13 protein-coding genes and 1 pseudogene are annotated in these 14,240 nt (G+C 48.5%); 3 read left to right on the top strand and 11 right to left on the bottom strand.

The genetic code is table 11. The features are described 5' to 3' along the window. Window positions 1–46: 46 nt before the first annotated feature. Window positions 47–3,184, bottom strand: coding sequence for a bifunctional diguanylate cyclase/phosphodiesterase (locus METTU_RS09915; protein ID WP_006891336.1), 3,138 nt, complete (start codon window positions 3,182–3,184; stop codon window positions 47–49). Window positions 3,185–3,338: 154 nt separating this feature from the next. After that, the gene (locus METTU_RS09910; protein WP_006891334.1) at window positions 3,339–4,730 is read right to left on the bottom strand and encodes a sensor domain-containing diguanylate cyclase; all 1,392 of its coding nucleotides are present in this window, start codon (window positions 4,728–4,730) and stop codon (window positions 3,339–3,341) included. 549 nt (window positions 4,731–5,279) lie between these two features. Between METTU_RS09910 and METTU_RS09905 the strand changes: the two genes are divergently transcribed. Both METTU_RS09905 and METTU_RS09900 read left to right on the top strand, forming a co-directional pair. Further along, a complete protein-coding gene (locus tag METTU_RS09905) occupies window positions 5,280–5,678 on the top strand; it encodes a hypothetical protein (protein WP_006891332.1) in 399 nt (132 codons plus the stop codon). A 148-nt stretch (window positions 5,679–5,826) separates the two neighbouring features. Then, window positions 5,827–6,255: a hypothetical protein gene (locus METTU_RS09900; RefSeq protein WP_006891330.1), complete on the top strand. Its 429-nt coding sequence runs from the start codon at window positions 5,827–5,829 to the stop codon at window positions 6,253–6,255. Window positions 6,256–6,297: 42 nt separating this feature from the next. Here METTU_RS09900 and METTU_RS24025 read toward each other — a convergent pair whose 3' ends face one another. The 9 genes and pseudogenes from METTU_RS24025 to METTU_RS09860 form a co-directional block, all read right to left on the bottom strand. Beyond that, window positions 6,298–6,438 (bottom strand): hypothetical protein, encoded by a 141-nt coding sequence (locus tag METTU_RS24025; protein WP_217182810.1) that lies wholly within the window; start codon window positions 6,436–6,438, stop codon window positions 6,298–6,300. A 1-nt stretch (window position 6,439) separates the two neighbouring features. After that, window positions 6,440–6,706, bottom strand: coding sequence for a hypothetical protein (locus METTU_RS09895; protein ID WP_217182808.1), 267 nt, complete (start codon window positions 6,704–6,706; stop codon window positions 6,440–6,442). Continuing rightward, window positions 6,703–6,888 (bottom strand): annotated as a pseudogene (locus METTU_RS24950) (type II toxin-antitoxin system HigB family toxin); the annotation flags it as partial. The gene METTU_RS09895 and the pseudogene METTU_RS24950, both read right to left, overlap by 4 nt. Before the next feature lie 15 nt (window positions 6,889–6,903). Next, window positions 6,904–7,197: a BrnA antitoxin family protein gene (locus tag METTU_RS09885; RefSeq protein ID WP_006891328.1), complete on the bottom strand. Its 294-nt coding sequence runs from the start codon at window positions 7,195–7,197 to the stop codon at window positions 6,904–6,906. Next, the gene (locus tag METTU_RS09880) at window positions 7,181–7,450 is read right to left on the bottom strand and encodes a BrnT family toxin (protein ID WP_006891327.1); all 270 of its coding nucleotides are present in this window, start codon (window positions 7,448–7,450) and stop codon (window positions 7,181–7,183) included. The genes METTU_RS09885 and METTU_RS09880 overlap by 17 nt, the downstream gene beginning before the upstream one ends. Window positions 7,451–7,574: 124 nt before the next feature. Next, window positions 7,575–8,294, bottom strand: a complete 720-nt coding sequence (locus METTU_RS09875) for a hypothetical protein (protein ID WP_006891326.1) — start codon at window positions 8,292–8,294, stop codon at window positions 7,575–7,577. A gap of 7 nt (window positions 8,295–8,301) precedes the next feature. After that, window positions 8,302–8,838 carry a hypothetical protein gene (locus tag METTU_RS09870; RefSeq protein ID WP_006891325.1) on the bottom strand — a complete coding sequence of 179 codons (537 nt, stop codon included), beginning with the start codon at window positions 8,836–8,838 and terminating at the stop codon, window positions 8,302–8,304. Window positions 8,839–8,851: 13 nt separating this feature from the next. After that, on the bottom strand, window positions 8,852–11,809 hold the full coding sequence (locus METTU_RS09865) for an Eco57I restriction-modification methylase domain-containing protein (protein ID WP_050897747.1): 2,958 nt from the start codon (window positions 11,807–11,809) through the stop codon (window positions 8,852–8,854). Between the two features lie 615 nt (window positions 11,810–12,424). Continuing rightward, complete coding sequence (locus METTU_RS09860; RefSeq protein WP_006891324.1) at window positions 12,425–13,291, bottom strand: YicC/YloC family endoribonuclease; 867 nt, start codon at window positions 13,289–13,291, stop codon at window positions 12,425–12,427. 45 nt (window positions 13,292–13,336) lie between these two features. On the opposite strand from METTU_RS09860, the gene METTU_RS09855 reads away from it, so the two are divergent. Further along, entirely contained in the window at window positions 13,337–14,236 is a 900-nt protein-coding gene (locus tag METTU_RS09855; RefSeq protein WP_006891322.1) for a serine/threonine protein kinase, read from the top strand. Window positions 14,237–14,240 lie beyond the last annotated feature (4 nt).

The raw sequence follows: 14,240 nt of genomic DNA, 5'->3' as shown, positions 1-14,240 counted from the left end.
CCGCATCTAACTATGTCATGGCCGACAAAACGGCTTCGGCATCTCATCAGAAAACGAATCCCTGCTTCAGCAATGCTTCAAACTGCTCAATCGGTACCGGCTTGCTGAACAGATAACCCTGCATCTCATCGCAGCCCTGTTCGCGCAGGAACGCCAGTTGCCCTGCCGTTTCCACACCTTCGGCAATGGTTTTCAGGCCAAGGCCCTTTGCCAGGCTGATAATGGCGCTGACGATGGCCTTGTCTTCCGGGTCGGTACTGATGTCGCGCACAAAGGACTGGTCGATCTTGAGTTTGTACACCTTGAACTTCTTCAGATAGCTCAGTGAGGAATAGCCGGTACCGAAATCATCGATCGACATGCGAACGCCGCGCTCGTGCAGATTATTCATCACGGCGATGACGCCTTGCGGGTTGTGCATCGCCACACCTTCGGTCAATTCCAGTTCCAGATACTCGTGCGGCAAGCCTTCTTCGTCGAGTATGCGGGTGATCAACTCGGGCAAATCGGGATGCCGAAACTGCACCGCGGACAGGTTCACGGCCATAATCAGCGGGCCGAAACCCTCATCTATCCAGGTTTTTGCCTGCCGCACCGCGCTCCTTAATACCCATTCGCCGATCGACAGGATCAGCCCGCTGCCTTCCGCGACAGGAATAAATTCTGCCGGAGACACCATGCCCAATTCAGGATGTTGCCAGCGCAACAAGGCCTCGGCCCCGATGACATGCCCATTTTGCATGGCCACTTGCGGCTGGTAATAGACCTGTAATTGGTCGCGTTCCAGCGCGTGATGCAGCGCATTCACCAATTGCAGATTGCGTGCCGAGCGCGCTTGCATTTCCTGGGTAAAGAAACGATAGCATTGGCGGCCTTCCTGTTTGGCGCGATACATGGCGGCATCTGCGCTTTTGGAGAGCGTTTCCAGATCCACGCCATCCGCCGGGTAGAGCGCAATACCGATCGATGCCGTCAGGGCCAGGTCATAGAGCTCGATCCAATAGGACCCCGCAATGGCATCCAGTAATTTTTGCGCAACATGCGCGGCGCCGATGGCGTCGACGCCGGGTAATAACAAAATGAATTCGTCCCCGCCCAGGCGCGTCACGGTGTCTTCCGTCCGAAGCACCAGGCGCAGACGCTTGGCCAATTCGATCAACAAGGCATCGCCGATGCTGTGGCCGAGCGAGTCATTGATGTCTTTGAAATGGTCGAGATCTAGAAACATCAAGGCCAAATGGCCGTTGCTGCGCTTCGCCAGGCTGAGGGCATATTTAAGATGATCATTCAGCTGGGTGCGGTTCGGCAATCCGGTGAGCGGATCGAAATTTGCCAGATAGTGGATACGTTCCTCGATACACTTTTGCTCGGTTATATCTTCGTAAATACCCAGTACGCCGATGGTTTCCTTGGCCTCATTCTGAAGCGGCACTTTAGAGGTACGCAGCCAGATGGTTGTGCCATCTGGCGTGGTTTGCTGCTCTTCAAAGGCCAGCTTAGGCGTATTCGAATCCATGACCAGCCGGTCGTCGGCGCGGTAATATTCCGCCTGATCTTTCCAGGCCAACTGGTAATCGTCTTTGCCGACCACATCCTGTAGAACCGATTCGCCGGCATCCTTGGCAAAAGCCGGATTACAACCCAGGTAACGTAACTCCTTATCTTTCCAGAAAATGCGCATAGGCGCGGTGTCGATAATCATTTTAAGCAGATGATGCGAATCTGCCAGCGAACTCTCGGCATGCCTGCGCTGCGCCTCGCGCTCAAAGCTGTTCAGTGCATAGTCGATATCCATCGCCATTTCAGCCAGCAGGTCGCGCGCAGATCGATCGAAGGCATTGATTTCGGCGGCGTATAGCGTAAAAACCCCAATGACCGCGCCGTTTCTGTGCAAGGGCAGCGCGGCTGAAGCATTCCAACCGAATTTCGCACCGCGCTCGTGCCAGGGGGCGGTTGCAGGATCATGCTGAAAATCCTGGCACCAGAAAGGCTGATCTTCACGCATGGATGTTCCGGTTGGACCTCGCCCGGCCACCTCGTTTTCATCAGCCGAAATTTGAATCCCTTCCAGATATTCCGTGCCGCTGCCATAAGACGCAACCGGCTTCAGCTGTTTGCTTTGTCCGTCCAACATGCCTATCCAGGCCATCTTCATCCCGCCGAAAGTCACCGCATCACAGCAAATTTGCAAAAACAGCTCTTGTTCATTACTGCACCGCACGATGGCCTGGTTGCACTGGCTCAACGCGGCATAAAGCTGGGTCATGCGCTGGTTTGTCGCTTCGGCCTCCTTGCGCTGCGCATCAAAGCGGGCAAGGTTGATCTGCGTTTCCGACAGCCAGCCCAGCACGCTGTTTTCCATGCCGCGTGCGACAGGAATGGCGGATGAAAAATCTCCATGGCCTATGCGGATAATACGCCCATACAACTCATCCACCGATGAACCCAGTGTGGCGTACAAAGCCCGATAAGCGCGCCACAACATGAAGACCAACAGCAAGCCGGATGAGACGAACGCCATGCGCAAAAGCGCGGCCGCATTCTCCGCAGCGTGGATGCCATCCAGGGTGCGTTGATTCATCAGCCGGTAGAACTCGCCGATCGGGCGCATGATGCCCGCCTTGGCCTGGTGATAGGCTGCGTCCTGCAACATCAGGCTTGCCTTCAGACGGTTGGCATCGGTAGGCGTGGTTGTGGATTCGACCAGCTTCATCGCGGCGAATTCAGTGCCGGTGAGTCCATCCGAATTGGCCTTGGCTTTTGCCAGCGCGGCAAACTCTTCCTCGGTAAAACCGGCTTGCCGCATTAGCTCCAGCAAGGCAATCTTTTGTCCGCTGTCTGGCTGTAACCGCAGATCGTCAGCCAGTGCCAGATCCCAATAGATGTTGTGATAATCGACCGGGCGCGACATCTTGCCGTCGCGGATGTCGAGAATGTCCTGGAAGTGTTGTTTATAGATGGGATTGCCGGTAATGACATAGCTGCGCACCATACGGGTAAGATCATCTGACGACTGGCGTAATTCGTCAGCCAACAAGTGGGATTGAAGCCGCGACTCATTGGCGCGATCAATCTGCTTTTCCGAACGGACGTATGTGACAAAAAGAATGGAGAAAACGACAAACATGCCCAATGCCAGCCAGAGGCTGCGCGAAAACCGGGATAAGTTGTTGGGAGGCGTCATAAGGAATTCTCTATTAATTGCAATTTAAACCGTCATGCTGCGAAGGCGCTGAATTTTTTAGATTTTTTCGAAATCCGGGGATTTTGAGGCCAATTCTTGTTTCAATGGATTCAACCATGACTGCCTGTCGACTGTTTAAACTCAAACGATCACCTTAAAGCCCTACGACTATCTGGTTGCGTCCTTCCGCCTTGGCGGCATAGAGCGCTCTATCGGCCCGCTTAACCACTTCAGTGTCCTTTTCCTCGGTGCCTGCAAACGCTGCCACTCCAATACTAACAGTGACGAAAATCGATTTTCCGTCAGCCATCGTCGAGCTGCTTTCAAACCGCTTGCGTATGCGCTCCAACGCAATTAATGCTTCATCGATATGACACTCGGGAAACAGGATACCAAATTCTTCGCCGCCCATGCGCACCACCGCATCGATAGACCGGCAGTTTTCGACCATAACTGCCGCCAGCGCACATAACACAGCATCTCCGCAATGATGTCCATAGGCGTCATTGATCGATTTGAAATGATCCAGGTCAAGCATTGCAAAAGTATACGTGTTACCCGTACGCAAAGCCCGTTGATGCTCGTTTTGCAAGCGCGGCAGAAAAGCGCGCCGATTAATCAGTCCAGTCAAGGGATCATGTTCTGCGGCGTCTTTCCACAACTCGCTGGAGCGTTCAATTGAAGTCAACTGCCGGTTTTGCAGGGCGATTCCGAGTATTGTCAACGCACTCGAAAAAACGAAGGCCATCAGTCGAAAGTTTGAATCCGCCGGATCGGTTACCTCGAAGGGACCGGCATTATGCGCGGTGGCAACGATGATACTCATTAAGGAGACGGAACTTATCGTTGCCACGCCAAATAGATTCACATTGAACGAAAGCACCAACAGTAGCGGCACGATAAAAAAGACCGCTCCCGGTAATGTAGTAAAACCGAGCGTCAATAAGACGGCCATGACCAACGTTGTTCCGGCAAGCCAATTCAACTCCGCTCGGCTCATTTTCCCGTCATCGTGCCAGCCTTGATAAACCTGATAAACCAGCAGAATGCCGAGACTGTCGGCCAAAACCAGCATGAGGAAAAAGTTTTCGGTTTCAGCCCATGAGATATAGCCGCCGACTGCCAAATTAATCGACAGGATGATACTTGTTATCGAAGTCGGGGCAATACAAACCCAAAGTCCAAACGGAACCAGATCATGGCTGCGTGTGAGTCCATTCGGCAAGAAGTATTTAAAGGCATGCATGGCTATAATCCCAACCATGCCATCTGCGATAGCGGCGACTGCCGTATGCAAAAACGGCCCCGGCCCTGAGAATGCGGACATGCCTGAAAAATTTGCGGCGAAACTGGCCAGGACAATGAAAGGGATGGACCGGTAACCCCAATGAAGACACATAACCAGGGCAATTCCGGACGGCAGCCAGAGTAGTGTGATATTACCCGGCTTAAGCGCAAATAATGCCATCCCGAAGTGGGCTAAAAAATAGTAGACCAACGCAGTGGCCGCTATCCAAATAACCGTTGTGTGTTTTAAGCGAGCCATGAAGTTGGGTTCTTTTTAGGCGTCAATCGCAAGCAGGTAATGTGGGACTGCCAAGTCGTTAATAACGAGTTTATCAACCGTTTTCGAGTATAGCATGAAAGCAAATACTGACACTGTTCTTCATGGAGGCGGAGCATTGGCTGGCAATTACAAACAAGCCGCGAAATTCGCGGCTTGTAGGGATTTTAAGGATCGGCTAGAAACACTACTCTATTGGATATATTCTCCGGTATAACCATTTTTTCAACGGCCTGAATAACATCATAATCAGTCGTTCTTACATATTGACCAGATTCGACAGCCCGCCGCCATAAAATCAGCAATACGACCCCGATGATCTTTAAAGTAGAAAGCCATACTAATGTAATCGTGATAAGAATGGTGCTACGCTAGGTGGAAGTGGCGGGGTTATGGATTCAGCCGATGCCGCTGATCTCAACTTGTCCGTCCTGCTCCCCAATGAGCCGTCATCAGGGCAGTGCCGCGCGTTCATTATAACGGCGTAACGATAAACATTAATGATGATAGTTTACGTTAGACATAAAAATCATGATGAATCAAAAATTCGTCATCTTCCCGGAAGATGAAAAAGTTATAGAAGCAGCAATAAAGCTGGGTGACTGGATAGCTTGCCAGCCTGAAACCACTAACGAAGAAAAAGCGATAGTACAAGAAGTACAAGCCGCGCTACGTAAACTTCCAGAGGTCACTTTTGGCTTGAGTGCGGATTATGAATTTTCGGCTACCAGTATCGAACTAGAAAATTGGGATGGCAACAAGCGCGTATTGATGATTGGATCAAGGACACTCAAGACCCTGAAAAATTTAAACGGGATGGGGGGAACTTCGAGATTGAAGTATCTAAATGGCACCCAAATTGGCTTACGCAGAAAAATGATTAGTTTTATGAACCTGAACCCTTCTGATATGGCCTATACTCGCTTGTGAGTGGAGGAAAAGCGAGTCATCTCTTCCATCAAATTCAATAGTGTCTGTCCTCGTATTGTTTCCGCTCGCAGTTAAAGATGTAATTTAAAATATTCACTTAAGACACATTGTCTAAGTACAAATCATGGTACACAAGGAGAATGAATATATGGTTAAATCTGAACTTTGTATAAACCTGTGGTATTGCTTCGACAAGGAATCAGGTTTTGTTGATGCAATTGCTGGGCGCGGGTATTTTTTAAGCGGCACTGATGATCAAAAAACCGCCATGTTAAAAGCATTGGCAGCATCAGATTATCTAAATGCACAATGGCAGCCTGTGCCTGAACGCTATCAATCAAAACTTGTTAATACGCCAACAAATGAAACAACGTCCTTTTCCGGTGTTATTCATGCCACTGATATAGATATGCTAGGCATGGATTTATTTGAAGAAGTTTTTAAACAAATTGAGTCGGTTAATCAAGCCTATGCTCCGATAAAAAATACAGGGACTGTCAAAGTCCCAGATGAGCCGTTATATGTAATAACGCCAGTTGAAAATTCAAAGGGAATAATAAAAATCATAACCGGTTAATTACGCTGGCACACCAAGTTGAAGGCGTATGACATGCTATGGTTAGCCTGCAAACAAAGCCAATGGGACACCAAATCTTTCTGCTAAGGATTTTGCTTGGCGTAAGTTAATTGCACGGCGGCCAGATAGCACCTCCGATACCTTGGCTTGATTGCCGATCTCCGGTAAATCTTGTTGGCGCAAATTATCGCGCTCCATAAAAAAAGCATAGCGCCTCAACGCCACTCATTTCTCCAGGCATGGGATAGTGTTTTTGCTCGTAGGCTGATACTAAATCACCTACCATACCAGCCAGACCGGCCAGCGGATGCGCTTCGTCAGCGGCTCCTGAATCCAGCAGCGCATCAAGCGATTCAACCAATGCTTGATATTCATCCTCAGTCGATGCAGGGGTTAGCAGGGGCGCTATATAATCCCAGTGCATTAATGCAGTGCTTAAGCGTGCATTCATTTCCAGTCGCCTTTGTCATATTGTTTGTGGGTTAGCACGATGCGTACAAAAACCTTTTTGGTGTTGAAGTGGATTGCAGCAATCAACCGAAGTTTGTTACCGCCTATATCAAACACAAATTTATCGCCTATTTTGTCAACAGATGGGAAACATCCCTTTACCTCGGAATAGTTTTCCCAATCAACCCGTTTAGTGGGCTATCCGGCGGCATGTTCCTTAAGCCAGTCTTTTAAAACCCCATCAATGCGCGTTTGCCATCCTTTGCCGGTGGCTTTAAACGCAGCCAGCACATCAGGCGATAAGCGGATAGTAATGCGCTCTTTAGTGACTTCCGCTTTAGGGCGACCGCCTTTATAGGGTTTAAGCTGCGCAAATTCCTCAGCAGAAAGTTCATAGGTATCCGGGTCTGCGGCGATTCCGGCATTGATAGCCGCATCTTCTTCGTCAGTGGGGATCTCGATTAATCGGCCTGATTTAGTAGTTATCAACATAATATTTTACCTCGTGTTGGTTAGCTTTGCGGAGACTGATGATACGACGATCAGTATCGCGGTCAGTGAATATTACACAGTACAAGCGCGTACCGATAAATGCGTAGCCAATGCTACGAACTTCGCCATAGTCATGCCGTGTATCTGATTTTGTGAGTAGCGTATCCCACTCAAGCAAGTTGGCATCTACCAAAGAAATGCCATGCTTTAGAAGGTTTGCGCTATCTTTTAATGCGTCAAAAATTAGCTTCATTAGTTATTGTGCGTACAATAATTAAATAAGTCAATAGTTGGCTATTGCGACATAGACCGCCCTTAAAAATAGCAGGCGGTCGGTTTTCATGGCTTGGTCTTCTCGATGAGCGCGATTTCTTTTATTAATTGCCTATCAGCTTAGTAACGTGCTCTTTTATGTATTCTCTCATCTCATATTCAGAGCCAAATGCCGATTGATAGTTTGGTATATTTTTGCCGCTCAATAACTCATACATATATTCTCTCCATAGGCCGCCCACTCTGCTGCCTAATCCTGCTAATGCAAGTAAATGTTCGGGTGATTTGGCTTTTACGAAAGCCCACTTGGGTAAGTTAAACTTACCGTCCATTTGGTCGATTATTTCGTATTTGAGAGCATCAATTTTGAATGGAGGGATTTTTTTGGGTTGAATCAAATTTTCAAGGAAGAGATGAATTATTAAGAAGTCGCTATAGAAATAGCTGATTTCCAATGATTCGCCATGATGTTCCTCCTTAATGTCAACGAGCAGAATTCCGCCACCACGCCCCGCGCCATACGATGGTGAGTGCAGTCGGAAACCTTCCAGATTAGAAAATGGAGGGCGAATCAATTTTCTGTGAATTTCCCAGCTATTTGTTTTTCCGGCGACGGATTTAAGTTGGATGGGCACACGTGTGCGCCGATCATCGAAAATCAAATCAAATCCGTCACAATCAACAGTCGGCGTATAAATTAACAGATCCTCACCGCGAACTGCTGCCGCGAGCAGCATGTCGTATTTTATTCTGCTCGTTAGTAATAATTCTCTCGCATTGCTATATCCAGGGGATTTGAGGAATTTTGATAATTTCGATGTCATTCTAAACTTAATACCGATTCTGTAATGATTTTTCAAGCTCTTCTAAGATATTGCTTTTCTTGGTTTTTAGCTCTTCAATCTTGTCGGTCATTGGATGTTTATAGGGTGGTGCGTTTTTTAGCGCCTCTCGAAGATAATTGTCTCCTGATGGATGGTTTGCATTGCTTTGATTTTCACTCTCTGAAATTCTGATCGTCAGAATTTCGATTTGTTCTTTATATTCTTTGAGTAAGTCAGAGAACGCAGTCAGTCTAGCGGTTTTTTCTTGTGCGTCTGCTGACCGTGAAAATTGTTTGCGGCTTTCAAGCAAGTCCTCTTTTTGGATTTTTATTTCAATTATCAGTGCGGAGAAAGTTAGTCCGGTAAACAACGCAGTCACCAAGCCCAAATGATCCCCAATTTCACCAACCGCCTTTTGCCAATCTGTTGCGCCAGAAATAACAAGCCATATGTAGATAAATAGGATAGCTATCGGAATAAAAATAATCGTGATGTACAGTATTGAATCTTTGATCTTATTTGATTCATTTCCAGTTTCATTCATTACTGTCTCCTGTTTATCCTTGCTCGATGAGAGCGATTTCTTCTGTGGTGAGGTTGAACAAAGCGTAAACGGCGGCGTTCAGCTCGCGCTCGTGTTTTGCGATTTCAAGCGTCAGGCGTTCGATTTCCTGAGCGCCGGTTTCCAGCTGATCTTTCCAATCGCCGCGTTCTTTAACCGGAATGTCTAGCTTGAATTCTTTTTTGATCTGCATTTGGAAGGCGGAAAAATCCAGTTGCCACCAGTTTTGCAGCGCGGTAGAAAGTTTTTCGACACGCTTGTTGGGGTGCAGGCTGGGGATAATACCGCGCAGGTCTTTTTGCTTTTTGTAACGGGCTTCGGCGGCTTGTTGACAAAGCTCTGTAAACTTGGCGATGGCTTGTTTTTGTGCTTCCGTGGCGGCGGGGATAGGCAGGGTTTCGATGTATTGCACACGAACCTCGTAAAATCCGCCACGCACAGCAGGACACATATTTTCGATCAAGTTCCAAATTGGCTTGGAGTTCAATAGACCTAATAAAAATTGGTCTCCACTTGGAATGAAATAGCTTTTGTCGTTTGATCTACTCCCTTTCGCTTCATAGGAAAACAAAGGATTAGGGGAGAAATGACCATAAATTATTTTCGGTTTCTCCATGAATGGCATATAAGCCTCTTGCGCCTGTTGCAGTTCGAACCATTCCTGCTTGGTGGCCCGTTGTTCCAGCTTATCCTTGAACGGTAGTAGATGCGCCTTGATTGCAGGATAATCATCAATGTCAATGCGGTTCTTGGCAATATAAAGCAGGTACAAATCTCGTGTTTCAACACGCCACTGTTTTAAGTCTTTACCTTCCAAAAATGGCTTGAGCAATTCTGCCGATTTTGGATCGACGGCAATCAGCCTGTCGCGCATAGTGCGGTCGATGACGAAAGCTTCGTTCAGTCCAGTCACCACTCCTCTGCATGGCGATCCATACACCTCCTTCAAGGTTTTATGATCGTGCATCAGTTTGTGGCGTAATGCAGAGTGAACATCGCCTTTTAACTGCCAGTTTTCCGCTGTCAGTTGGCTTTGAGGCATGTCCGCGGCACTCTGGATAAATGCCGTATCGAGCGTTGCCAGTTGATCCTCGCTATGTATCACGGCAAATTGCAGTACATGGTCGGATTCAGCCTTACCTTTTTCCAGGCACACAATGGCCGGATAGGTAGTGACACCTTCAAATACTTGCAAATCGCCGAAGTCCACGACTGTCTGGAGGCGCGCATTGTCCAGCAGATAACGGCGTAAAGGTTCACCGGAACCGGTCTTGAAAAAGGTGCTGCTGGAGATATAGCCCAGACAGCCGCCCGGTTTGAGCAGCCGTAAACCGATTTCATAAAAATAGGCATACAAATCGGCACGGTCGGATGCTACGGCGTAATTTGCGGATAGGTAAGGCTTGAACGGTTTGAGCACTTCCATTCGTACATACGGCGGATTGCCCAGCACCACATCGAAACCGCCCTTGGCAAGGATGTTTTTAAAAGTGGTATTCCAGCCAAAATGCTCACTACTCCAGCGGCTTTTGCTGTCCGGCTGAAAGCGTAGACTGTTGCCGCAAAGCAGATGCCCGTCGAGGGAATCGAGCTTATGACCGGGTTTGGCGGTTTTTAGCCACAACGAGAGTTTGGCGATTTCAATCGCTCCGGCATTGATGTCCACGCCATAAAGATTGTGAGTCAAAATGGCGCGGTCGCCGTTAAACGCTTCCAGGGTATCAGGATAAAGACGGCGCAAAGCTTGCGCTAATTCCCGATAGTACGGCGCGAACACATCGAAGGCCGCTACCAAAAAAGCGCCGCTGCCGCAGGATGGGTCAATGACCTTGATGCTTTCCAGCCGCGCTTGCCAAGCAGTCCAGTAAAGATATTCGCCTAACGCTATGTCTTTTAATCCGCCTTTTACACTACGTCCGGTAGCCATCCCTTCCGGCGCTTTCTTGCACCATTCGCCTTTGCCGGTTTCATAAATGCGGCGTATCCCGGTTTGTTGCGCTTCAAGGTAGCAACCCAAGGTGCGTTGCACGATAAAACGGGTAATGGAATCCGGCGTGTAGACTATGCCGTTTTCCTTGCGCTTGCCGGTGACGCTTCGGCCTTTGCTTTCAATCGGTGCAATGCGTTTTGCCAAATCGGCGATAAACGATTGTGGCTTGGCTTCTGCGGCTTCCCGCAATTGTTCGAGTTCGGCTACGCTTTGTTCAAAGATATGCCCCAGCACGGTAACGCGCACTTCTGTGCCAAAGTCGTATTGGGTCAAGTCGTTAAAACGATGGATCAATTCGTTGGCAATATCGAGATTTTCCAATGCCGGATTCGGTGCAAACAAGCCGCCATTGTATGCGGGGATAGTCTGCGGATTATCCCGACTGCCTTGGTCTATGGCGCGAAACAGCGCCTTGAGACTATCCCAGGCTGTGAGGGTAGCGCTGGCTGTCGCATAAGTTTTGAAGGTGTTTGAAGGCAGCAGTCCGTTATCTTCGGCAAAGGCAATAAACAGAATGCGATCCAACAGGGTTTGCGCAGGATCTATGATTTCAACAGCGGTGAGTTGAGGATTAGCTTTAGCCAGACTGACAATACTATCCCAGCGCATTTTTTGGTATTCGCCGTACAAAGTGCGGTTAATTTCTTTGTCTTGTTGCTCGCTTTCTTGCAGCCAGCGCAAAGTTTTGCCGCCAAGGATGGCTGCTTCCGACAATAAAGACGTGAAGCGCCAATAATGTGCCGGGGTGCTGAGGTCGGAGAGAAACCAACGCTCATAACGATCTGGACTGCTATTGTGCGCATACAGTCGCCATTCTGTCATATTGGTGACCAGATAAAATGGACAGTTTGGTTGTGCAAGGCCGGCGTAGTTACGGGCTTGTTCGACTGGAGTGCGCTTTTGGTAACCTTCGCTTTGCCTTACATCGAGATCGGTTTTAGAACCTTTGTATTCGCCGACCACGAAAACCTCTGCGGGTTTGCTGGTAAAACGTCCCAGAGCAATGTCCGGCGTTTTGGATGCTTTGGGAATGTTATATTATGAATCCAGCGTAGGCTTCTCGCTGGTGCTTCCATGCCAACCCAGAATTTTGACAAAAAAATCAGTGGTCAAATCGCCTTCCAACTTGCGCTCACCTTTTAGATGCTTACGCGATTTGTCCCCCATAAGCCCCTGCCATCGCTGAATAATTTCCAAATGCAGGGATGGTATGAGGGAGATCTCGGTAATTTGCTTTTGCAGGTAACGAGGCAAGAATAGGGGTCCGTTTTGTACGGCTTCGAGTTCATTTTTGTGGAATGGTCATTTTTTTATTATAGGTAGCAGGAATCTTGGTTTTGCTCGAATGGATGGCTACGTCGAAGCTAATGCTCCATTATGTATTTTAACCACTAGACTTGAAAAGCCACTACATTATCGTAAATTACTACATATTGGGTATATTGAAATGGCCATGCTTTAATCCTATCGTGTCTTCCGGCAGTTATGTGGGATCGCATGAAACCGATAGACACAAAAAAGCCGCGATATACGCGGCCTTTACTGGATTGATGGGACTGGTCGGGGCAGTCTGAAACATTACTCTATATTCTGAATTTGTTCGCGCATTTGCTCGATCAGCACTTTAAGCTCGATGGCTATTTTGGTCATTTCCTTGTCGGTCGATTTGGAGCCCAAGGTATTGGCTTCACGGTTCAATTCCTGCATTAAAAAGTCCAGCCGTCTGCCGACCGGGTCTTTTTGCTTGAGTACCCGCAACACCTCAGTGATATGGGTTTCCAGTCTGTCGAGTTCTTCGGTGATGTCCAGTTTTTGAGCCAGCAGCACCAGCTCCTGCTCCAGCCGGTCGAAATCGGGCTGCGCGACCAGTTCGGCAATCCGGTCATTCAGTTTATTGCGAATCAGCAACAACACTTCCGGCATGCGTTTACCCGCTGAAACGACAAAAATCAGCATTTTTGCGCAGCGCTCTTCAATCAGGAGCTTAAGCTGAGCGCCTTCTCTTTCACGCGCCTCCAGCAGTTGCGCCAAGGTTTGATCGACCAGCGTTGCAATGCCCAGGTCGAGTTGCTCTTTGTCAATATCCGGTTCCTGCTGGATACCGGGAAATGCCAGTACATCCAGCGCCGAAAAGGACAAAGGCCCCATCATTTGCTGCTCTATGGTATGGGTCGCGGCAAGCAGTGTGGCGACGGCGTCGGTATTAATGATGAAGCCTTGTCCGTTTTTAGCCTGTTTCTTGTAGCTCAATGAGCATTCAACTTTGCCTCGATTGATCTTGGCGGCGATGGCTGAGCGCAGATCGGCTTCAACAAAACGCAGGCGATCCGGCAGTCTTAAGCTAATGTCGCAATAACGGTGATTGACTGAGCGCAATTCACAGCTTATGGTTAAGTCGCCGATTTCTGTCTCGTTACCGGCAAACGCGGTCATGCTTCTAATCATTTTTCACCTATAATTAATGCGCTTTTAGTACAAACAAACAACACAATGGCTGAATACTACGATCCGCATACTTATCCCAAAGAGTGGAACTACCTGCAAACCGGCACCATTATAGACCAGTATGTGATTGAGCGGGAGTTGGCGCACGGCGGCTTCAGTTCCGTTTATCTGGCCAGACAAATAAAGGATCAGTTTCAGGTTGCCATTAAGGAATATCTGCCCCGAAAATTTGCCCACCGAACCTGGAATAATATGGTGGTCGCCAACAGCGAAGAAGCGGCGGCTTTATTCAAGCGCGGTCGGGTATTGTTCTTTGAAGAAGCCAAGGTTTTATCGACGTTAAAACACCCCAATATTGTCCAGGTTATCGGTTTTTTTAAAGCCAATTCCACCGTGTATATGGTGATGACTTACGATTACGGAGTTACGCTGGATAAGCTGTTAAGGGATAAATCGCTGTCTGTTTCCGAAGATTTTTTATTGCCCTTGTTCACCTCCTTATTGGCAGGACTGGGACATATTCATAGCCAACAGTTTATTCATCTGGATATTAAGCCCTCAAACATTCTGGTGCGGCCGGGCAATGATGCGTTGTTGCTGGATTTTGGCGCGATTCAGAGCTATCCGAAATCGCACTTGGGCAAGCAAAGCAAGATTTTGACCAAGGGTTACTCGCCGATAGAACAGCATGACTTGAGCGCCCAGCTAGGCCCGTGGACGGATATTTATGCGGTGGGCGCAAGTATGCGCAATTGCCTGGAGAACAAAACGCCGGTTCCTGCACGGGACAGAGTGCAACAGGACACACTGGTTCCTGCGGTCAAGGCGTTTAACCGAAAATTCCCGGAACATCTGTTAAAAGCCATCGACTGGGCGATGGCGTTGCAGCCGGAAAACCGTCCGCAGTCGGTTGCCGAATTGCAGCAGGCGCTTACTGGCCGTTGATGGC

Origin of the sequence: Methylobacter tundripaludum SV96, from assembly GCF_000190755.2 — a bacterium.
Lineage (GTDB): Bacteria > Pseudomonadota > Gammaproteobacteria > Methylococcales > Methylomonadaceae > Methylobacter_A > Methylobacter_A tundripaludum.
Note: the sequence above shows the minus strand (reverse complement) of the source record. Positions and strands in the feature narration are given on the sequence as shown.

What these genes read in the sequence shown, in the direction of transcription:
- METTU_RS09915 (WP_006891336.1), bottom strand. Translation starts at nt 3,184, where the DNA reads ATGACGCCTCCCAACAACTTATCCCGGTTTTCGCGCAGCCTCTGGCTG.
- METTU_RS09910 (WP_006891334.1), bottom strand. Translation starts at nt 4,730, where the DNA reads ATGGCTCGCTTAAAACACACAACGGTTATTTGGATAGCGGCCACTGCG.
- METTU_RS09905 (WP_006891332.1), top strand. Translation starts at nt 5,280, where the DNA reads ATGATGAATCAAAAATTCGTCATCTTCCCGGAAGATGAAAAAGTTATA.
- METTU_RS09900 (WP_006891330.1), top strand. Translation starts at nt 5,827, where the DNA reads ATGGTTAAATCTGAACTTTGTATAAACCTGTGGTATTGCTTCGACAAG.
- METTU_RS09895 (WP_217182808.1), bottom strand. Translation starts at nt 6,706, where the DNA reads ATGAATGCACGCTTAAGCACTGCATTAATGCACTGGGATTATATAGCG.
- METTU_RS09885 (WP_006891328.1), bottom strand. Translation starts at nt 7,197, where the DNA reads ATGTTGATAACTACTAAATCAGGCCGATTAATCGAGATCCCCACTGAC.
- METTU_RS09880 (WP_006891327.1), bottom strand. Translation starts at nt 7,450, where the DNA reads ATGAAGCTAATTTTTGACGCATTAAAAGATAGCGCAAACCTTCTAAAG.
- METTU_RS09875 (WP_006891326.1), bottom strand. Translation starts at nt 8,294, where the DNA reads ATGACATCGAAATTATCAAAATTCCTCAAATCCCCTGGATATAGCAAT.
- METTU_RS09870 (WP_006891325.1), bottom strand. Translation starts at nt 8,838, where the DNA reads ATGAATGAAACTGGAAATGAATCAAATAAGATCAAAGATTCAATACTG.
- METTU_RS09860 (WP_006891324.1), bottom strand. Translation starts at nt 13,291, where the DNA reads ATGATTAGAAGCATGACCGCGTTTGCCGGTAACGAGACAGAAATCGGC.
- METTU_RS09855 (WP_006891322.1), top strand. Translation starts at nt 13,337, where the DNA reads ATGGCTGAATACTACGATCCGCATACTTATCCCAAAGAGTGGAACTAC.